The following is a 20,524-nucleotide window of genomic DNA, read 5'->3' as shown; positions in this document are numbered from 1 at the left end:
GGGAACCATGCCTGCTGTGAAGGCGTTTCGTGTGCTCGTCGCCACCGATGGCTCGACCGCTGCCCGGGCGGCGCTGACGACGGCGGTCCGATTCCCCTGGCCGTCCGGGGCTCGCGGCTTCGCCGTGGTCGCCAAAGAGACCGGCGTCGAGTTCTCCCCTGCGGTCCTGGTGGCGGCACTCGATCACGCGGCAGATCTGACGGCCCTGCGTGCGCAACGCAGCCTGGCGACACGGTGGCCGGATGGACAGGCGCGCGTCATCGAGGCCGAGCCTGTCGAGGCCATCCTGCGCGAGGCGAAGGCGGTGCGCGCCGACGTCATCGTGCTCGGCTGGCGTGGCCACGGCGCCGTCCGGCGGCTCCTCAGTGGCAGTGTCTCGCGTGGCGTGGCCCGCCGTGCTCCCTGCGCCGTCCTGGTGGTCCGGCGGGCCCGTCGCGAGTGTCGTCGTGTGGTCATCGGTCTCGACGCCTCGGCGCACGCGGCGCGGGCGCTGGAACTGCTCACCGCCCTCACGCGTCCGGACGGCGGGCACGTCACCCTGCTGCGGGCGATCGACACGATGCCCGTCCCCGCCCAGGCCCTGGCCCCGTCAGGCACGCGCGCGTCGGTCGCGACCGAAGTGGCCCGCATCAACGACACGCGCCGCGCCGCCGCACACAAGGACCTCACGCGCGCCGCGAAGGTCCTCGAGGCCGCCGGGTGGGACGTGGATCAGGTCGTCACCGAGGGCGCGCCCCTGCACGACCTGCTCGCCGTGGTGGCGAAGACGCATGCCGATCTCGTGGTCGTGGGCGCCAGGAGCGCCACGGGGCTGCGCCACCTGCTGCTCGGCAGCGTCGCGGAGGGCGCGATGAACGCCAGCCCCGTCCCCGTGCTCATCGTCCGGTAATCACGAGGGGGACCCGGCGGCGGCGCTTGCCGCCACTGGGGCGGGACAGCGCCTGCTTCAAGTCGAGTCGCTGCCGGCCGATACCAATCCCACGTGGTACAGCTCAGCCACGAGGGACCGACATATGGCAGCAGGCCTGACGGCACTGGGATTGAACGCACGGGAAGCCGCGAGCGCGCCCCGCGCCGAATTGCTCTCGGACTTTCTCGTCCGTCTGATCGACGTGGTCGGGGAGTTCGCACCGCCGTCCGACGACGGCGATCTCGACAGATTCACGCGGGCGCTGCGGGGCTATCGCGCCATTGCCGCGGACGCGCGCCAGGAGGACGCCCTCGAGCGCGCCACCGAGGCGTGTGTGGCCGAGTGCACGGCGTACTTCAAGGCCTCCCGCACCTACGCCCGTGATCGCGAGCGGGAGTGGACCGAACTGGTCGGCATCCTCCAGGAGGCGGCGCGCCTCTCGCTCGGTCACTCGGCGGACTTCAACGCGCAGGTCCTGGCGTCGTCGCAGCGTGTGGAGACGATCGCGCAACTGGAGGACATCCGCGACCTGCGCCGCCGTCTCGGTGACGAGGTGACGGGCCTGCGTCGGGCCGTGGCCGAGAAGCAGAAGCGCGAGGACGAGCAGTTCCGCGCGCTCAACAAGCGCGTCGAGAGCCTGCAGGTCCGCCTGGCCGAACTCGAAGTGGAAGTTGCGCTCGACCCGTTGACGAAGATCGCCAACCGGGGATCGTTCGACCGCGCCCTCGTGCAGATGGTGGCGGCGGCCCGTCGCAAGGACACGCCGCTCGGTCTGGCGATGATCGACGTCGACCACTTCAAGCAGATCAACGACACCCACGGCCATCAGATCGGCGACCGTGTCCTGCTCTGTCTCACGCAGAAGCTCACCAAGGCGGTGCGCACCGGTGACCTGGTTGCCCGCTACGGCGGGGAGGAGTTCGCGATTCTTCTGCCGGGCACGACGGCGACCGAGGTCGAACAGCGGCTGCGGGCGCTGCTGGCCGAGATCGCCGCCGCCACCTTCGCCTACAAGAGCCTGGGGGAGGAGCAGTACATCCGCTTCACGGTCAGCTGCGGTGTGACCCACCTGCAACCGAGCGACAGCGAATCGGACCTGGTCGCGCGGGCCGACGACGCGCTGTACGAGGCCAAGCGAAAAGGCCGCAATCGCGTCGTGGCCCGCAAGCCGTCGCTGCTCGGCCGCATGCTGGGCAAGTAGACGCCGGGCCCGGGCCCATCAGCCCTGCCGTCGGACGCGGCCCGCGATGCGGCCGTACGCACGCGTCGCGACCAGACGCACCAGCGAGCGTGACAGCCCCGGATCGAGGTGCCGCCCGAAGGCATGGAGATCGGCCAGCAGCCGCCGGTGCGCCACGGCCCGGGGCAGCAGCCGCGCCATCACCTCGCGCAGGATGTCGACGATGCGGGTGCGGGTGGCCCGAGGCAACTCGAGCGCCGCCTCGGCAAACCGCCAGACTTCCAGGGTCTCGCGCCACCAGCGGGCGTCGCCGGCCCATGCCACCCGGACCGTCGTGTCGTGACTGCGATGCCGGTTCAGCGGCTCGGCGACGAAGGCGACATCGGACACCAGGAGCATCCGCAGCCACGTCATCCAGTCGCCGGCGAGGCGCATCGATTCCGGCGCCCCACCCACATCTGCGTACACCGCGCGCCTGAAGACGACCGCGCTCGCATTGGGGATGGTGTTGGTGACCGCGAGCAGGTGTGCGCACTCGGCGCGGCCGTCATCGACGTAGTCGCTCAACCAGTGCGTCCGATCGATGCTGTCGGTCCACTGCGTCTGCGTACCGGTGACGCGATCGTTCGCGTCGATGCAGAGCGACTGCGCGAACGCGACCCCACACGTCGGATGCCTGTCGAGCCGGTCGACCAGCGTCTCGAGCAACCGCGGGTCAGCGTCGTCGTCGGACTCGGCGATCCAGACGAGCGGCGCGGTGGTGGCGGCCACCCCGCGGTTCCATTGCACGAAGGGCGAGCCGGAGTTGACCGCACTGGACACCACGCGCAGTCTCGGGTCGGGAGACCGACGGGCGATCACCTCCAGCGAATCGTCCGTCGAGGCATCGTCCAGCACCAGCACTTCGATGTCGCGGAGGGTCTGGCCCAGCACCGAGTCCAGCCGCCGTGCCAGGAAGGGGGCGTGATTGTAGTTGGGCACCACGACGCTGACGATCGGCATCGGGCAGGCTCGTGGATCAGCAGCTTCGCGTGGCGTCGGATGTCGGCAGCGGCATCGGCACGAGGGGCTGCGTGCGCGCCAGCGCGTCGAGGTCGGCGATGACGTGGCGCAGATCGCCCGATCCCGCCTCGTGGTACTGGTCGTCGGCATTGATGCGCCAGGGATCCGTGATGCCGCCCAGCAGATTCTCGGCGGCCATCATCGCGGTGGCCATCGAGTGGTCCTGGTTGTTGTACTTGTGCATGCCATTGCGGCCGGCCACCTGCAGGTTGACCAGCGTCGACAGGTGGTCACGAATCACCGCGACGGCCTCTTCGTAGTCGGTCGAGTAGACCGGATAGGCGTGGGGCATGCGCACCACCGCGCCATCGCTGACGGTGTCGGCCCGCGCGAGGCCGAGGACCTCGAGTTCGCGTCGACCGAGGGCGATCAGGTCGTCATCGCTCATCTGCCAGAGCGCGTCGCCCTCGGCACAGAAGTACTCGAGGCCGAGGCACGTCTTGCCGGCGTCGGGCACCATCTCCGGGCTCCAGTTCTTGAAGTTCTGGATGCGGCCGAGCTTGACGCTGGGGTCGTGCACGTAGATCCAGTTGTCGGCGAAGATGTCGGCGACATCGATGATCAGCGCCACCGTGATGAACGCCCGGTACTGCAACCGCGCGGCCGCGTGGCGCACCGCCTCCGGGGCGGGTGGCGACAAGCTCTCGATCAGCGCCCGGAGCGGCATCGTCGACAGCACGGCGTCCACCGGCACGGTGACGGTCTCGTCCCGATGTCGGTACGTCACCTCCTGCACGCGGTGGCCGTCGTGCGAGAGGTCGCACAGCGTCGCCCCGAGCAGCACGTCCTGTCCGCCTTCCTCGAGCCGCTGCTGGAAGGCTTCCCACATCATGCCCGGTCCGAAGCGGGGGTACTCGAACTCCTCGATCAGCGACTTGACTGGCGCACTGCCCTTGCGTCGAAAGCGCTTGAAGAGCATGTCGGTCACGGCGGTCCACAGCGACAGCGACTGGATGCGCTGCGCGGCCCACTGCGCGCCGATCTCGGAGCACGGCATGCCCCAGACCTTCTCGGTGTAGGTCTTGAAGAACACCTCGAACAGGCGTCGTCCGAAGCGGTTGCAGACCCAGTCCTCGAAACTCGCTTCGTGGGGGATCGGCCGCACCCGGCTCCACGCGTAGCTGCCGACGACGCGCACGGCATTGACGATGCCGAGTCCGCGCAGGGCGTTGAGAGGCCGCAGGGGGTACGAGAAGTAGTGTCCGTTGTAGAAGATGCGCGACAGTCGTGGCCGGGTCAGCAGGTCCGGCCCGAGCATGTCGTGCCACATCTGCCGCAACGCGGCCACGCGCGTGAAGAAGCGATGGCCGCCGATGTCGAACCTGAAGCCCTTGTAGGTGACGGTGCGGGCGAGACCGCCGACCTGATCGTCCATCTCGAGCACGGTGACGCGACGACCTCGCCGCATCAGCGTGTGTGCGGCCGTCAGACCTGCAGGCCCGGCCCCGATGACCAGGACGTCAATACGGGGCCGTTCGCTCATGAGTAGTCGTGCATTCCGATGGAGTCCACGGCAGGAGTGCCGGTGTCGCGGATGATACCATCCGCGCTTACGTGTTCGGATGATCGAACAGGCATCTCCGGTGTCATCGTCGCTGCGCACGCAGGTCGTGTCGCGTCTCATCATTGCCCTTGCAGCGCTGTGGATCGGCGGCGCCGGTTGGTGGTGGGGGACGACATCGGCAGGCAGCGCCGACGCGCATGGCTACATCAGTCAGGCCGCACTGTGGCTCGACGGTCGTCTCGTGGTTCCGCACCCGATGGCGACCACGGTGCCGTGGCCGGATGCCGAGTGGACCTTCGCACCGCTCGGGTATCGACCGGGCGTGGAGCCGGGGACGCTGGTGCCCGTGTATCCCGCCGGGTTGCCGCTCGTCATGGCAGGCGCCCAGGCTCTTGGTGGACGCGAGGCGATCTACCTGGTCGTGCCGCTGTTCGGGGTGCTCGCGGTGCTGGCCACCGCCCGACTGGCGACGCACCTCGCGTCGATCGACGCCGGAGCGATTGCCGCCCTGACGCTCGCCTCGAGCCCGACGTTCCTGTTCTCGCTGATGTGGCCGATGAGTGACGTGCCCGCGAGTGCCTTGTGGGTGCTGGCGCTGGTGTTCGCCGCGGGCGTCGGCCTGCCCTCGGCCTGCGCTGCCGGTCTTGCCGTCGGCCTCGCCGTGCTCACGCGGCCCAATCTCGTGCTCGTCTCGCTCGCCCCCGCGGGCTACCTGCTGTGGCGTGTCGTGAGCCGACCCTCACGACGTCCGGAGTGGACCCGCCTGCTCGTGGTGGGTGTGCTCACGACCGCTGGCTGCCTCGGTGTCGCGGCCATCCATACCCGGCTGTACGGATCGCCGCTGGCGACCGGCTACGGACACGCGAGCCAGATCTACGACGTGACGCGGGTCACGACCACGGCGTCGGGCTTCGTGACTCGACCGCTGGCCCTCGAGCCCCTGCTCGTGATCCTCTGTGTGACTGGGCTCGTGTCGCAGCGCTGGCAGGGAACCCGAGCCTCCGCAGAGGCCGTGATGGCCGCGGCGGCGATGGCCCTGGTCCTGACGTCGTACGCCTTCTACGTCTCGTTCCCGGAGTGGTGGTACGTGCGACTGCTGCTGCCGGCATGGCCTGTGGCGGCAGCGTTCGCGGGCGTGGCCGTGGTGCGACTCGTCCACCGCCTGTCGCCTCGAGGGCGCGTCGCGTCGCAGGTCGCGATCGGGGTGTTCATCGTCATCGTCGGCGGTCGAGAGGCGATGGCTCGCGGGGTCTTCGACCTGCGCGAGGCCGAGGCGCGCTACGAGACGGTGGCGCGGTTCGCGCGCCAGTCCCTGCCGCCCAACGCCGTGTTCTTCGCGTTCCAGCAGAGCGGCGCGCTGCGCTACTACGCCGACCGGCCGATTCTGCGCTTCGACGTGCTGGCGCCGCGCTGGTTCGACGATGCCATCAGCAAGATGCGCGTCCGTGGCTATCGCCCCTACTTCGTCGTCGAGGACCACGAAGAGGTGGTGTTCAAGGCACGCTTCCGCCCCGTGAGCCCGCTCGGCTATCTCGACTGGGCGCCGCTGGTGGAACTGGACGGTCCCGTGCGGGTGCGCATCTACGACCCCGCCGATCGCGACAAGATGCGTCGCGGCGAGGCCTATCCGACCGTCAGACTGACACCGTGACCGATCGCCCGCATCCACCCGGTAGCCACCGGCCGCGGCGGGTCGTCTTCCTGCCTCACTGGCCGGACAACCCCTATCAGGTATTGCTGGCCTCCGGCCTCGAGGCTCTTGGGGTCCACGTCGGTGTCGTCGACAGGCTGGCGCTGTTTCTGCCGGCCATCTGGCGTCGTGGTCAGCCCGGCATCGTCCACCTGCACGCGCCGGATCACTTCGTCGTGTACCGCCGCTCGCACCTCGCCGCCGCCATCGCGCTCGTGCTCTACTTCGTCCAGCTGGCCCTGCTGCGGCTGGGCGGCGCCCGCATCGTCTGGACGGTGCACGACCTCATCAACCACGAGCGGCGTCGCCCGCGCGTCGATGCGCTCGTCAGGGCGGGCACCGCGCGGCTGGCGCACGCCATGATCGTGCACTGCGAGGCGGCTCGGCGGGAGGTGGCGCTGGCGCTCGGGTGTGATCCCGCCCGCCTGCGCGTCGTGCCTCACGGTCACTACAGCAGCACCTACCCCGATCCCCAGCCGACCGCACGCGCGGCGCGGGCCGCACTCGGCCTGCCGTCTGCGCCGCTCATCGTCCTCTTTCTCGGCAACCTGCGTCGCCACAAGGGACTCGAGGTCCTCATCGACGCCTGGGTGCGGCTCGATCGCCCGAACACCCGCCTCGTCATTGCCGGGGCGCCGTTCGACGACGCCATCGGGCAGGCACTCGAGGGCCTCGTCACCGGACGGCGCGACATCGACCTGCGCGCTGCGTCGGTGCCTGACGCCGACGTTGCGACGTACCTGCGTGCCGCCGACGTCGTGGTCTGCCCGTTCACGAGCTCGCTGACGTCGGGATCGCTGGCCTTGGCGTTGTCGTTCGGCAAGCCCGTCGTCGCCTCGCGCCTCGGCTGTGCGGTCGAGATGACGACCGAGGCCGGCGGGTTCCTGTACGACCCGACCGCGCCCGAGGGCTTGCTCGTGGCGCTGCGGGCCGCCGTCGACGCGCGCGACCGGCTGGCCACCATCGGCGAGGCCAACCGCAGCCGGATGCAGCAGTGCGACTGGTCGTCCATCGCCCGCCAGACGCTGGCGGTCTATGACGAGGCCAGCGGATAGGGCGCGTCGAGACCGGTGAGATCGAGCACCGATCCGCGCAGGATCTTGCGGTAGGTGCGTCCCACGCTCGTCCACGACTCGCTGTCGAGGCGCTGCTGGGCGGCCTCGGCAAGGCAGGCGCGCAACGCGTCGTCGTCCAGCACGCGCGCGAGGCCTGCCGCCAGTGCGCGGGGTGAGCGGCGCGAGATGCGGAAGACGGCGTCGCCGACCTCGGCGAAGACCGGGACGTCGGTCGTGACGACCGGGCGCTGCGAGGCGAGCGCCATCCGCACGGCCGCGCTGGACGCATCGATCGTCGTCTGGTACGGCAACGCGATGACGTTGCACGCCTGGAGGGCTGCCAGGCTCTCCTCGGGTTCGAGGAACTCGGTGAGGAAGCGGCAGCCGTCTGCCAGGCCGAGTCGCGCCGCCTCGGCTCGACAGCGCTCGAGGTACGCCGCCGAGTCCTCGGTCGGATAGCGCGCCGTGACGGCGAGCAACCCGATGTCCGGACGACGGCGGCGCAGCCGCGCCACCGCGCGAATCAACTCGAGGACGCCCTTGTGGGGCCGCAGGAAGCCGAACGTGCCCACGAGTGGGCCGAGGGGCAGGCCGAGGCGCTGGCGCGCGATCGCGATGGGCAGTGGGGCGACCTCGGGGTAGCCCTGCGCCAGCACGGTCACGTTCTGGTCGAGCCCCAGCCGCGACAGCAGGCGTCGGTCGTCCTCGGTGTGGACCAGGATGCGGTGCAGCCGCGAGAACGCGCGCACCACCTCCGCCTCCGGTCGGGCGCCGCGCACCGAGTGCAGGGTCAGCAGCACGCGTCGCCGACCGGCCAGCGTCGCCAGTGTCTCGGCCGCCGCGCCCCCCCACACGCTCAGGTGCGTCTGCACATGGACGACCTGCAGGTCCAGTCGATCGATGTGCGCGATGGCTTCACGCACATCCACCGGCCAGGCATCCTGCCAGCAGCGAATCGTCGGCGGTCCCTCGTGCGTCGGCACGCCCTCGCTGTCGCGACCGCTGTCCCGGTGCGGCGCCAGGACCGTCCACTCGATGGCGGCGTCGTCCGTGCCGGCCATCAGCTGACGGCTGTACTCGGCGATGCCGCAGCGCTCCTGCCACGTCGTCAGCATGCCGGCCCGGAGCGGCTGTGCGCCGTGGTGCTCCAGCCGACGCATGAACTGCAGCGTGCGATCGGCCGCGGCGGCCCACGTGAACGACTGCACGTGGTCCGCGGCCCGTGCCACTCGGCGGCGTGCGGCCTCGTCATCCCGCTGCTCGAAGGCCTCGCGCATGGCGCGCTGGAGCGCGGCCTCGTCAGGCTCGCCCCATTCGGCGTCCTCCACGACGAACGGGCTGCGCGAACCCATGGTGCGGCACGGCACGAGCCGCGCGGTGGCTTCGGTGCAGAAGTCGACGTGTCCGCTCCAGTCGCTGACGATCACCGGCAGACGCGCCCGCATCGCCTCGGCGATCGGCAGTCCGAAGCCCTCCGCTCTCGCGGGATGCACGAGACACGACGACGAGGCGTAGAGCTCCTGCATCGCCGCGGGGTCGAGGTCCTGGTCGAGATGGACGATCTCGGGACACCGCAGATATCGCCAGCGTGTGCGGCGCACCTGCTGCGCCGTAGGGTGGTCGTACTGCGGCAGCGTCTTGACGATCAGCGCCACGTCCTCGCGTCGGCTGAACTCGCGCGCGAACGCACGCAACAGCACGTCGCACCCCTTGCGGGGAAATCCGGTACTCACGTGCAGGAACCGGAAAGAGGCCCTGGTCGACGGCACCGAGGGCCCGGGGCGTGCCACCGGAATCGCTGCGGGCGTCAGTCCATACGGCACGATGGCCACCGGAATCGAGACGCCCGATCGTCGGACCACGTCCCGCACATGCGCGGAGGGCACCAGCAGCCCGGTGAAGTGCTGGTTGAACGCCCGCGCCCACGCCGACGGGATGCGCGAGTCCTCCCACGCGAAGTAGAAGAAGGTGGGCACGCCCTCGCGCGGGCCATCCAGGCGAGGCGGGTACATGTTGCGAATGGCGTGCGTGGTGTCCGGCCCCGGCGCGCCGAGCGTGACCATGACGCCCGGCTGCTCGCCAAGCGCATCCACCAGTCCGCGGTTGACGATGGCGAGGCTGAACGACGTGTCGATCGGCCCCTCGACGGCGATCGATCCGGGCACGTCCGTGGGGGGCACGTGCGCTATCATACGGCCGGCTGGCGCGCCGATTCCGGCCGGAATCACCATGGAATCCGCCTCACGGTGACCTCGCCAGGCCTCCTGCCCCCATCGTCTCCGCGGCCGCGCCTGCTCGCCATTGCCGAGCGACTGCCACGCCCTGACGAGTCCGCCGGCAGCCGTCGGTTCCTCGCCATCCTTGGCCATCTCACGCAACTGGTCGAGGTGGACCTGTGGGTCGAGCGCGACGAAACGGCGGGACGCACCCCCCTGCCCGCGGCGCGCGTGGCTGCCGACCGCGATCGCCTCGCGGCGCATGGGGTGCACGTGCTGCCCACCACGTGGACGGCGTTGCACGACGCGCTGGTCGCCGACCGGCACGAGACCGTGTGGTTCGAGTTTCACGACATGGCGGCGCGCTACCTGCCTGTGGTGCGTGATCGGTGCCCACGGGCGGCGCTGATCGTCGACTCGGTCGACGTCCACTTCTCGCGGCTCGAGGCCGGCGTGGCGCTCGGCGTCGTCTCGCGGCGACTGGCCAGACGCGTGCGTCGATCGGAGCTGTCGGCCTATCGCGCCGCTGACGCCGTCGTGGTCGTCTCGTCCGAGGATGGCGCACTGCTGAGCCGGCAGCCCGACATGCCGCCCGTCGTCCATGTGCCGATCTGCGTGACGGTCCGGCAGCGCGACGCACGCCCCCGTCCGCCGGAGGCGTTGTTCGTCGGGCACTTCCGACATGCGCCCAATCTCGACGGGCTGCGGTGGTTCGTGCAGCAGATCTGGCCGACCGTGCGGATGCGGCGCGCCGATGCGCAGCTGACCGTCATCGGCAGCTATCCGACCGCTGACGTGCAAGCGCTCGCCACCACGCCGGGCATCTCGGTGCTCGGGTACGTGCCCGCGCTCGACGAGGCGCTCGACCGCGCCGCCGTGGCCATCGCGCCGCTGCGCTACGGCGCCGGCATGAAGGGCAAGGTCACCGATGCGCTCGCAGCCGGGCTGCCGGTCGTGACGACGACGGTGGGCGCGCAAGGCCTCGACATCACCAGTGGCACGCATGCGATCGTGGCGGACGATCCGGTCGAGTTCGCCACCGCCGTGGTCGAGATGTTCGACGACGCACGACGTGCCGCAGCAATTGGCCTGGCAGGTCAGCAACTCGTCGAGTCCGCGTGCGGTGCGCCTGCGATCAGGGCCGCACTTGCGAATGTCCTGCCGTCGGCGCGCGTCGCGGCGGCAGCGCGGCGCTCGACACCAGCGCCTGCGCACCGGCTGCGGTGGCTGTGGGTCGTCTCTCGGTACACATGGTCGACATGGGCCCGGATCCTCGCCCGACGCTGGGATAACATGCGGCCCCACTCACGTGCGTGAACAGGCTGGTACCCACGAGTCGCCTGCTGCTCGGCTGCTGGCTGTCGCCGAGGGCCTGCCGAGGCCCGACGTCTCCGCTGGCAGCAGCCGCTTCCTGTCGATGCTCGCGCAACTGGCGCGCCGCACTCGCGTGACCCTCTGGGTCGAGCACGACGAGACCACAGGCGACACCCCGTTGCCGTCGTCGCGCGTGGCCGACGACCGGCGTCGACTCGCTGGTCTTGGCGTCGAGGTGCTGCCGTGCTCGTGGGAGGCGCTGCGACGATTGCTGGCCGGACCGTCCTTCGACACCGTCCTGTTCGAGTTCTACTACACCGCCGCACGCTACCTGCCCATTGTCCGTGACGCGTGGCCCGGCGCCGTGGCCATCATCGACACGGTGGACGTGCACTTCGCGCGACTGACCGCGGGTGCGAGCCTCGGTGCCGTCCATCCCGCCTGGGCCGGAGACGTCCAGCGTGCCGAGCTGGCCGCCTATCGAGCGGCAGACGCGGTGATCGCCGCGTCGATCGACGACGCCGCCATCCTGACGGGGCATCCGCCGATGCCCCCCGTCGTCTGCGTGCCGATGGCTGCGACGCCGCGGCCGCGCCGGCACGGCGCGCGTCCGCCACGCGCGCTCTTCGTCGGTCACTTCCGCCATGATCCGAACCTCGACGGCCTGTCGTGGTTCGTGCGCGACAGCTGGCCGCGTGTGCGGGCTCGCCAGCCTGACGCCACGCTGCAGGTCATCGGCAGCTATCCGTGCCGTGCCGTGCATGCGCTCGGCGCGCATCCAGGCATCGAGGTGCTGGGATACGTGCCCGACCTGTCGGCCCACGTGGATGACGCGGCGGCCGCCATCGCGCCACTGCGGTACGGGGCCGGCATGAAGGGCAAGGTGACCGACGCCATGGCGGCCGGGCTCCCCGTCGTGACGACGTCGATCGGTGCGCAGGGACTGGGCGTGGTCGATGGCCGGCACGTCCTGATCGCCGACGATTCCGAGCGCTTCGCCGACGCGCTGTCGACCCTGTTCGCCGATCCAGCCTACGCCGCGACCATCGGTCTCGCTGGGCAGGCCCACATCGAGACCGTGTGCGGGCCACCGGTCATGGCTGCGGCGCTTCGCACCGCGCTCGAGGTGCCACGGCGCGCCACTGCCGATCGTCGCGCCCCGAACGCGCTCGTCGGTCGCTGGCGCATGGCCGAGCGACACCTGGCCTACTGGAAGCTCTCGCGGGCACGCCGTCGCGCCGCGTCGGTCGACGGCGCTCGCGTCGGCCTCACCGGCGACGAGCCTCGGGACGCATGACCGCGGTCACCGCTGCCAGCGTCGTCGTGTGCACGAGGAATCCCGGGCCTCGGATCCGCGAGACCGTCGCGTCCATCCTGCGCGGCACCGAGGCGCGATTCGCGCTGCTCGTCGTGGACCAGAGTGACGACGATCAGGTGGCCCTCGCGCTCGGCGACCTGCTGGTCGACGCGCGCGTGCAGCATCTCCGGTCCGCGACGCGCGGACTGTCGGCCGGGCGCAACGTCGGCGTCACGGCCGCTTCGACCGAGCACATCGCCTTCACGGACGACGACTGCGTGGCGACACCGACGTGGCTTGCCGACATCATCGCGCCGCTTCGTCGCGACGACCGGGCGGCCGTGGTGTTCGGCACCGTCAAGCCGGCGTCCTACGATCCGGCGCTCGGTTTCCTGCCCAGCTACTCGCGCACGGAGCCGCTGCTGGCGCGCTCTATCCACGACAAGCACCGGGTGGAGGGCATCGGCGCGTCGATGGCCATCCGCAGGTCCGCCTGGGTCGCCCTGCACGGGTTCGACGAGACACTCGGCGCGGGAGGGCGGTGTCACTCGGCCGAAGAGACCGACTTCGTGATGCGCGCGCTGCTCGGCGGCTTCCACGTCCACGAAACGCCCGCGGCCGCGGTGATCCACTCGGGGTTCCGCACCTGGGCGCAAGCGCCGCAGGTCCTCGGGCAGTACCTGCATGGCATCGGCGCCTCGCTCACCAAGCTGGTGCGCCTCGGGCACTGGCAGGTTGCGACCGTGCTCGCCCGGTTGGCCGTCCGCTGGACCGTGGCGCGTCCGGTCGTGGACATGGGCACCGAAGCGCATCGCCGCGCACGGCTGTCGGGGTTCCTCGCCGGGGTGCGCGCCGGACTGGCCATGCCCATCGACCGCCACACCGGGCACTTCGCCCTGCCCGATCGTTCGACGCGCGCCACCGCCGTGCCGGTGGTAGCCGCGGCCCCCGCAGCGGTGCTTCCGGCCGTCATCGCGGACCGTGCGCCGGGCCGGCTGTCGCGCGCCGCCCCGGCGTCCACCCTCGAGCGCGTCTCCATCGTCGTCCCGAACTGGAACGCCCAGCCGTTCCTCGCACGTGCCCTCGAGGCGCTCGTCGCCAGGACGACCTGCCCCTACGAGCTGATCATCGTCGACAACGGATCGACCGACGGATCCAAGGCGTACATCCGGACGTTCCTCGACCGTCATCCGGCCATCGACGCCACCTTCATCGACAACGCCGAGAACCGCTTCTTCAGCACGGCGTGCAATCAGGGGTTCGACGCCGCGTCACCGACATCGAAGTACCTCTGCCTGTACTGCAACGACGTCGAGGCCCGCAGCGACACCTGGCTGCAGGACCTGGTCGACGCCATCCAGCCTGACGACGTCATCGCGGCCGGCCTCGCGATGACCAAGCCGATCACCGATCGCTATCGCGGCGTGTTCTTCAGCTACGAGCCCGAGTACCCTGATCCTTCCGTCGGCGTTCGCCTGGCGGCGCTGCTGCGCGACACGAACGAGGCCATGCATCTCGAGGGTCACTGCTTTCTGCTCAAGCGCGCGTTGCTCGAGCGCACGGGGCTGTATCTCCACACCGGGCCCTTCGCCCAGTACCACTCCGACTGGGAGTGGTACCTGCGATTCGCCGCGATGGGCTATCGGATCGCGTCCGTCGACCTGCAGGTCCACCACTGGCACAGCATCTCGGAGCTGCTGGCCTTTCATCCCGACCTCTACCGGGATCTGCTGGCACGGCTCGACGATCCCGCGACGCGCGAGCGCTATCTGGCCGAGGGGCGGCCGATGTACGAGGCCGAGTCGGGCTTCCTGAGTCGCTTCCCGACGGCCCGCGCGCGGTGGGTCGAACGTGTCCGACGCTGGAGCCGTCGCCCATGACCGCGCCGCTGCTCTCCGTCGTGATCCCTGCCCGCAACGCGTCGACGACGCTGCCGCGCTGTCTCGATGCCGTGTCTCGGGCGGCCCCCCCGGCAACGGAGGTGATCCTCGTCGACGACGCTTCCGACGACGACACGGGGGCGATCGGGAAGGCGCGGGGCGTGTCCGTGCTGCGACTCTCCAGCCAGAGTGGGCCGGCCCATGCGCGCAACGCCGGCGTGGCGGTGGCTCGGGCGCCGATAGTGGTGTTCATCGATGCGGACGTCGTGATCGCCAGCGACGCTCTGTCGCGCATCGCCACGACGTTTGCCGCCGACTCGGAGCTCGCGGCACTGTTCGGCAGTTACGACGATGCCCCGGCGGCGGGGACGATCGTGTCCGACTACCGCAACCTGCTGCATCACTACGTCCACCAAACGGCGCAGCCACGCAGCACGACCTTCTGGGCGGGGCTCGGCGCCATCCGTCGGACGGTGTTCGACGCCGTGGGCGGCTTCGATCAGCGGTATCGCCGTCCGTCGATCGAGGACATCGAACTCGGCGCCCGACTGGCCGCAGCTGGGCACCGCATCCACCTCGATCGGGATCTCCGCGGCGCCCACCTGAAGCGCTGGTCCTTCACCGGCATGGTCCGCACGGACGTGCTCGAGCGGGCGCGACCGTGGACGCGCCTGCTGCTCCGGGACGGCACACTGCCGCGCGATCTCAACCTGCAGTGGCGCCATCGCGCCAGTGGTGTGCTGGTGTGGGTGATTGCCGGTCTTGGTCTCGCGGCGCTGATCTGGCCGTCCAGCCGGGGCCTCGTCGGCGTCGCAGCAGCCATCGGCGTCGTGGCCCTGGCGCTGCTCAATCTCGGCTTCTACCGGTTCCTGGCGGCTCGCCGTGGCCTGGGCTTCACGACCGCCGCGTTCGGTCTGCACGCGTGCTACTACGCGTACGCCAGCGCGACCTTCGGGTGGTGCTGTGCGGAGTACGGCGTCGAGCGCGTGCTGCGTCGTCGTCCCAGGCAGGTCAGCGAATACTGACGGGTTCCGGCGCTATCGTCGGCGCGCCAGCAGGTCGCGGACGAGCATGTGGACGAGCGTGGCGCGACACGCCAGCCATTGGAGGCGTTGACCTGGCGGCGGCCACCGACCGGCATGGCGTGCCTGCACGAGACAGGCCCGCCGGAACAACCGCCAGGCCTGCTTCGACTGGTTGCCGGCGTGCACGCGATAGCGCAGCGCCAGGCGCCCGGTGTAGACGAAGGGGCCGCGACCGGCGAGCTTCAGATAGAGGTCCCAGTCGTCGGCGCCCGCCAGGGCGGCGTCGAAGCCGCCGACGGCCCGGATGGCGGCGGCGCGGATCACCGCCTGTCCCGGTGATCGAATCCAGTTCTTGCGGCGGAACGCGTCGAGCACGTCCCCCGCTGGCCCTGTCGGTCCCGGCCAGCGATAGGGCCGCTCCATCCCGAAGCTCTCCATGTCGCCATACGCGAGCACGGCCTCTGGGCGGCGGGCCAGTGCCTCAACCTGACCCGCGAGCGTCTCGGGTGGCCACAGGTCGTCGTGGTCGAGTAACGCGATGAGTGTTCCGGTCGCGGCGGCCACGCCCGTGTTGCGCGCGTGTGCGGTTCCGGCCGTCGGCTGGCTGATGAGGCGGACCCGGCCGCTTGCGGCGAGAGGCTCCAACTGCGCCACCGTGTCGTCCGTCGACCCATCGTCGACCACGATGATCTCGAGAGGTGGGCGTGTTTGCGCGAAGACGGAGTCGAGTGTGGCCATGAGCAGCGGGCCCCCGTTCTTCGTCGGGATCACCACGCTGACCGAGTCCTCGCCAGCGGTCCCGGCCGTCATGCCTCGGGCGACACGGGTGTGCCGTCGGTCGAGACCACCGACCAGTCGGCTGGCGCGAGGATGTACCCGTGTTCGCGACCCGGGGTCTCGCCGGTGCCGCCGTGCCCGGTCTGCACCACGTGCAGCGTGGCGACGCGCTCGAGCAGGTCGAGCCGCTCGGTTCCGGCGCCTACTTCGAGGCCGATGTGGTACTGCCCCGACACGAGCGGCGGGACGGGGACACGACAACGCACGCGATGGGCGCCTGTCTGGAGATCGAAGCGCGGGATTTCCCAGTGACTGTGCAGGCTCCAGAGGCGCACGCCGAAGTCGTCCTCGATGTTGATGCCGACGAAGCACTGCCGGCGTGGCTCCGGCAGGTCGACGACGAGTTCGAAGGCCAGGTCGTGGCCCGACACCAGGGTGTGGCTGGCGACCAGCGGGCGCTGATTGAGCAGACCCTCGACGAGACCGGCGTGTGCGCGCGACTGGCGCGGCAGGGCGCGCAGGTCGCTCGACGCTTCACCGCCCTCGCGTCCCTGCAACTGATCGAGGAACTGCGCCACCGTCTCGCCCGGGGGGCCGTGCCCGACCAGGCGGCCGCGATCGAGCACGAGCACGTCGTCGGACAGCGTCTGGATGGCCGCGAGGTTGTGACTGACGAGCAGCACGGTGCGGCCACTGCGTGCCACGTCAGCCATCTTGCCCATGCACTTGCGCTGGAACAGGAGATCGCCGACCGCAAGCACTTCATCGACGGCGAGGATCTCGGCCTCGAGGTGCGCGGCCACTGCGAACGCGAGCCGCAGGTACATGCCGGTGGAGTAGAACTTCACCGGGGTGTCGATGAAGCGTTCCACGTCGGCGAAGGCCACGATGGCGTCGAAGTTGGCGGCGATCTCCCGCCTCGTCATGCCGAGGATGGCGCCGTTGAGGAAGACGTTGTGGCGTCCACTGAGTTCGGGATGGAAGCCCGTGCCCACCTCGAGCAGGCTGGCGATGCGACCGTGGACCACCGCGCGGCCGGTGGTCGGCCGGGTGATCCGCGAGAGGATCTTCAGCAGCGTGCTCTTGCCGGCGCCATTGCGTCCGATCAGGCCGGTGACGCTGCCGGCACGGATCGCGAAGCTGACGTCGCGCAGCGCCCACAGGGGTTCCGTGTCGCTGCGTCTCCACCAGCGGCGCGGTGATCGCACCGCCAGCGCGAGCTGATCGCGAAAGGTGCCGTACGCCGCCCGTGGCGCGAGGTCGAACTGCTTGCTCAGGGCCTCGGCGAGGATGATGGTCGACATCGGCTGGTCAGACGTAGTCGGCGAACGAGGCGTCGAGGCGACGGAACACCGTGATGGCGATCACGAGCAGCGTCAGGGTGACGACCACCGCCAGCAGCAGCGACGGCACATCGAGGGCGCGCCCGGTCAGCGCGGCGCGGAAGCCGTCGAACAGGCCGACCAGCGGGTTGAGCGCGTACGCCCACGCCCACGTCGCGGGGACGAGCGTCGACGAGTACACGATGGGCGAGGCGAACATCAGCAACTGGAGCGCGACCGGCACCACGTGCGTGGCATCGCGATAGCGGACGTTGATGGCGGCGGTCAGCAGGCCGACGGCGGTGGACAGGGCCGTCAGCACCGCCACGGTCACGGCCAGTCCCGGCAGCGACGGCCACGCCGTGCTGTCGGACATCAGCATCACCCCGGCCAGGAACACCAGCATGATGGCGAGGTCGACCAGCCGCGCCACGACGATGGCCAGGGGTAGCAGGGCGCGCGGAAAGTAGACCTTGCGGATGAGGTCGGCGTTGGCCACCAGGCTGTCCTTGCCGTCGGTGATCGCGCCCGAGAAGAAGAACCACAGCATCAGCCCGGAGAAGAAGAAGACGGGCCGCGGCATGCCTTCGGTGGGCAGGTCGGCGGCCAGCCCGAACACGGCCCACAGCAGCGCCATCGTGACCAGCGGCTTGAGGGCGACCCAGGCCACCCCTACCCAGGTCTGTGCATAGCGCAGGCGCAGTTCCCTGGCCACGAGCGTCAGCAGCAGCTCACGGAACGTCCAGAGCTCCACGAGCGACGCCCAGAGCGACGGGTCGTCGGCGGCGATGATGGTCGGACGGACGAACTGCCGGTCGGTGAGGTCCACGAGGCTGCCTGGCCGCTCCGCCGGTCGTGTCGAAGCAGGCCTGGATTCTACCTTGCGCATCCGCACTCTCGCCTGCTGGCCCCGGTGAGGGGATGTCGCGCGATGCAGCGTTCTTCCTCCCAGACGTCCTGACCGACTGGCGATCAGCGCGCATCGGCGACCGCAGACAGGCTCGACCGGCCTGTCCGGCGCCGGGAGGAGACATGATGAGCCGCACACCCGTGACGCGCGCCCTGCTGGCGATCGCGTGCACCGTCCTTGCGGGCGCCCCCGCCGACGCCGCTGGCTGGCGCTGGTACGTCGACACCAACCGCGACGGCACCAGCGAGTTCAACGCGTACTTCGGGCAGGGCTACGACACCTGCCTGCCCGGCGACTACGACGGTGACGGACGCGCCGACTACGGCGTCGTGCGGACCACCGCGTCGTCGTGGCGCTGGTTCATGGACACGAATCGCGACGGGCACTCCGAGCTGCATCCCGACCTCACGGACGAGGCCAGCGGCGGTACGCGGTTCGCCCTCGACATGGATGGGGACGACCGCGACGACCTGGTGACCGTCCAGAAGGAGGGCGCGGCATGGCGGTGGTCCATCGACACCAATCGCGACGGCGTTCCCAACGTCAGTGTGCTCTTCGGGTTCGTCGACACCGACGACACCGGCGAGGATCGGACCGATCGATTGGTGCCGGCCGACTATGACGGCAACGGCACCGTCGACATCGCGATTGCCCGCAAGGCCGGCAACGGCCGCTGGCGGTGGTACGTCGACACCAACCGCAACGGCGTCACCAACGTGCAGTACACCTTCGGCGTCGCCGACATCGGTGAGGAGGGGACCGACACCTCCGACATCCCGGAGCCGCACGACTACGACGGCGACGGGGCGGCCGATCCGGCCGTGCGGCGCGCGGTGGACGGCTGGTGGACGTGGTATGCCGACACCGACCGCGATGGGTTGTCCGAGATCAGCCAGACGTTCGGCAAGACGGGCGACATCCCGTTCCCGGCCGACTACGACGGCGACGGCGTCACGGACTTCGCGGTGGTCCGCCGCGACGGCGCCAACTGGCGCTGGTACGTCGATACGGATCGCAACGGCAGCTCGAACATCAATCGCAGGTTCGGTCTGGTCATCGATCACCCGGTGCCGGCCGACTACGACGGCGACGGGCGCGCCGACTTTGCCGTGGTCCGTCCGCCGTTGTCGACCAATACCTACCGCCTGCCCGCGGCCGACGGCAAGTCGGTCAAGGTCTCGCGCGACTCCTACGGGCACTGGCCCGACAAGGAGAACTTCGACCTCGTGATCACGCCCAGCCATCAGGCGCACGGCGTCGCGGCGGCGGCGCAGGGCGTGGTGGCGTTCATCGAGGACGACAACTCCGAGGACTGCCCGGAGGGCCAGTCCGGCGACTGCAACGACAACAACAACTACGTCTGGCTCGTGCATCCCGGTGGCGAGTGGACCAAGTACTCGCACGTCCAGAAGGACTCGGTGCGACTGTTCGCGGGGCTGTCCGAGGGCGACGTCGTGCTCGCCGGCCAGATCATCGGGATCCAGTCGGACGTCGGCCTGGCCAGTGGCAAGCACGTGCATTTCGAAGTGGGCATCCCCTTCGACCTCGATGACCCGATCAACGGCGGTGGCTGGTTGAAGGGCTACAACCTGGCGCCGCGCTTCTGCAACGTGCCGGGACAGGTGCTGACGCAGGGGGTGACCTACGTGGCCGCGCCCTGCGGCCAGTAGGCACCGACGCCACCGGGGAGGGCCCGCTCGTCGAGCGGGCTCGCCCCGGTCGAGTCATCCCCGGCGCGCCGCCGCGATGGCCGCGACGTCGATCTTGGTCATCGTCATCATCGCGGCGAAGGCACGCCTGGCCTCGTCGCCACCGGCGGCCATGGCCTCGGTCAGCGTGCGCGGCGTGATCTGCCACGACAGGCCCCAGCGATCCTTGCACCAGCCGCACGCGCTCTCCTGCCCGCCGTTGCCGACGATGGCGTTCCAGTAGCGGTCGGTCTCCTCCTGATCGTCGGTGGCGATCTGGAAGCTGAAGGCCTCGGTCTGCGGGAACTGCGGCCCCCCGTTGAGGCCGAGGCAGGGCACACCGCAGACCGTGAACTCGACCGTCAGGACGTTGCCCGCCTTGCCACCCGGGTAGTCGTCCGGTGCGCGGTGCACGGCGGTGACGGCGCTGTCGGGAAACGTCGTCGCGTAGAACTGCGCGGCGGCGTGCGCGTCCGTGTCGAACCAGAGGCAGATGGTGTTCTTGGGCGTCATGGTTGATTGACTGGTGTGGCGGCCTGCATTCATCGGTCGACTGCCACCGGGTCGCACGGGCGCGAGGCGGGCGACCATCGTCCGGTGTGGAGCGCGCCGAGTACGGCGGCTAAGTCTGCGGATGCAGCAGGGTCGGTATGTCCTGTGCCGGGACACCATCTCGATTGGCGGCGACTACACC

At 70.1% G+C, this 20,524-nt stretch carries 16 protein-coding genes; 9 read left to right on the top strand and 7 right to left on the bottom strand.

Translation table 11 applies throughout. The annotated features are described in order from the left end of the window. Window positions 1-7 precede the first annotated feature (7 nt). On the top strand, window positions 8-889 hold the full coding sequence (locus Q0C41_RS00725) for a universal stress protein (protein ID WP_291980516.1): 882 nt from the start codon (window positions 8-10) through the stop codon (window positions 887-889). A 124-nt stretch (window positions 890-1,013) separates the two neighbouring features. Further along, a complete protein-coding gene (locus Q0C41_RS00720) occupies window positions 1,014-2,111 on the top strand; it encodes a diguanylate cyclase (protein ID WP_291980515.1) in 1,098 nt (365 codons plus the stop codon). A gap of 18 nt (window positions 2,112-2,129) precedes the next feature. On the opposite strand, the gene Q0C41_RS00715 is transcribed toward Q0C41_RS00720, so the two are convergent. Together Q0C41_RS00715 and Q0C41_RS00710 are read right to left on the bottom strand one after the other, a co-directional pair. Further along, window positions 2,130-3,092, bottom strand: coding sequence for a glycosyltransferase (locus Q0C41_RS00715; RefSeq protein WP_291980514.1), 963 nt, complete (start codon window positions 3,090-3,092; stop codon window positions 2,130-2,132). Window positions 3,093-3,108: 16 nt separating this feature from the next. Further along, on the bottom strand, window positions 3,109-4,635 hold the full coding sequence (locus Q0C41_RS00710) for an NAD(P)/FAD-dependent oxidoreductase (RefSeq protein WP_291980513.1): 1,527 nt from the start codon (window positions 4,633-4,635) through the stop codon (window positions 3,109-3,111). Window positions 4,636-4,714: 79 nt separating this feature from the next. Between Q0C41_RS00710 and Q0C41_RS00705 the strand changes: the two genes are divergently transcribed. Together Q0C41_RS00705 and Q0C41_RS00700 are read left to right on the top strand one after the other, a co-directional pair. Next, window positions 4,715-6,307, top strand: coding sequence for a glycosyltransferase family 39 protein (locus Q0C41_RS00705; RefSeq protein ID WP_291980512.1), 1,593 nt, complete (start codon window positions 4,715-4,717; stop codon window positions 6,305-6,307). Further along, a complete protein-coding gene (locus Q0C41_RS00700) occupies window positions 6,304-7,401 on the top strand; it encodes a glycosyltransferase family 4 protein (protein ID WP_291980511.1) in 1,098 nt (365 codons plus the stop codon). Before Q0C41_RS00705 ends, Q0C41_RS00700 begins: the two co-directional genes overlap by 4 nt. On the opposite strand, the gene Q0C41_RS00695 is transcribed toward Q0C41_RS00700, so the two are convergent. Further along, window positions 7,380-9,581 (bottom strand): glycosyltransferase, encoded by a 2,202-nt coding sequence (locus tag Q0C41_RS00695; protein WP_291980510.1) that lies wholly within the window; start codon window positions 9,579-9,581, stop codon window positions 7,380-7,382. The two genes, Q0C41_RS00700 and Q0C41_RS00695, sit on opposite strands and share 22 nt — an antisense overlap. A 66-nt stretch (window positions 9,582-9,647) precedes the next feature. Here Q0C41_RS00695 and Q0C41_RS00690 point away from each other — a divergent pair, with 66 nt between their 5' ends. The 4 genes from Q0C41_RS00690 to Q0C41_RS00675 are packed head-to-tail and all read left to right on the top strand — an operon-like array spanning window position 9,648 to window position 15,133. Continuing rightward, window positions 9,648-10,934 carry a glycosyltransferase gene (locus tag Q0C41_RS00690; protein ID WP_291980509.1) on the top strand — a complete coding sequence of 429 codons (1,287 nt, stop codon included), beginning with the start codon at window positions 9,648-9,650 and terminating at the stop codon, window positions 10,932-10,934. Next, window positions 10,927-12,228 carry a glycosyltransferase gene (locus Q0C41_RS00685; RefSeq protein ID WP_291980508.1) on the top strand — a complete coding sequence of 434 codons (1,302 nt, stop codon included), beginning with the start codon at window positions 10,927-10,929 and terminating at the stop codon, window positions 12,226-12,228. Before Q0C41_RS00690 ends, Q0C41_RS00685 begins: the two co-directional genes overlap by 8 nt. Next, window positions 12,225-14,108 (top strand): glycosyltransferase, encoded by a 1,884-nt coding sequence (locus Q0C41_RS00680; protein WP_291980507.1) that lies wholly within the window; start codon window positions 12,225-12,227, stop codon window positions 14,106-14,108. The genes Q0C41_RS00685 and Q0C41_RS00680 overlap by 4 nt, the downstream gene beginning before the upstream one ends. Then, window positions 14,105-15,133 (top strand): glycosyltransferase family 2 protein, encoded by a 1,029-nt coding sequence (locus tag Q0C41_RS00675; RefSeq protein WP_291980506.1) that lies wholly within the window; start codon window positions 14,105-14,107, stop codon window positions 15,131-15,133. Before Q0C41_RS00680 ends, Q0C41_RS00675 begins: the two co-directional genes overlap by 4 nt. A gap of 12 nt (window positions 15,134-15,145) precedes the next feature. On the opposite strand, the gene Q0C41_RS00670 is transcribed toward Q0C41_RS00675, so the two are convergent. The 3 genes from Q0C41_RS00670 to Q0C41_RS00660 are packed head-to-tail and all read right to left on the bottom strand — an operon-like array spanning window position 15,146 to window position 18,061. After that, complete coding sequence (locus Q0C41_RS00670) at window positions 15,146-15,943, bottom strand: glycosyltransferase family A protein (protein ID WP_291980505.1); 798 nt, start codon at window positions 15,941-15,943, stop codon at window positions 15,146-15,148. After that, complete coding sequence (locus Q0C41_RS00665) at window positions 15,940-17,214, bottom strand: ABC transporter ATP-binding protein (RefSeq protein WP_291980504.1); 1,275 nt, start codon at window positions 17,212-17,214, stop codon at window positions 15,940-15,942. The genes Q0C41_RS00670 and Q0C41_RS00665 overlap by 4 nt, the downstream gene beginning before the upstream one ends. A 7-nt stretch (window positions 17,215-17,221) precedes the next feature. Further along, a complete protein-coding gene (locus Q0C41_RS00660; protein ID WP_291980503.1) occupies window positions 17,222-18,061 on the bottom strand; it encodes an ABC transporter permease in 840 nt (279 codons plus the stop codon). A 206-nt stretch (window positions 18,062-18,267) separates the two neighbouring features. Here Q0C41_RS00660 and Q0C41_RS00655 point away from each other — a divergent pair, with 206 nt between their 5' ends. After that, window positions 18,268-19,812: a peptidoglycan DD-metalloendopeptidase family protein gene (locus Q0C41_RS00655; protein ID WP_291980502.1), complete on the top strand. Its 1,545-nt coding sequence runs from the start codon at window positions 18,268-18,270 to the stop codon at window positions 19,810-19,812. 54 nt (window positions 19,813-19,866) lie between these two features. Here Q0C41_RS00655 and Q0C41_RS00650 read toward each other — a convergent pair whose 3' ends face one another. Continuing rightward, a complete protein-coding gene (locus tag Q0C41_RS00650) occupies window positions 19,867-20,343 on the bottom strand; it encodes a VOC family protein (protein ID WP_291980501.1) in 477 nt (158 codons plus the stop codon). Between the last annotated feature and the right edge of the window lie 181 nt (window positions 20,344-20,524).

Source organism: Luteitalea sp., assembly GCF_022842525.1.
In the GTDB taxonomy this organism is placed as follows: Bacteria; Acidobacteriota; Vicinamibacteria; order Vicinamibacterales; family Vicinamibacteraceae; genus Luteitalea.
The sequence above is the reverse complement of the archived record's forward strand: the minus strand, read 5'-3'. Positions and strand labels throughout refer to the sequence as shown.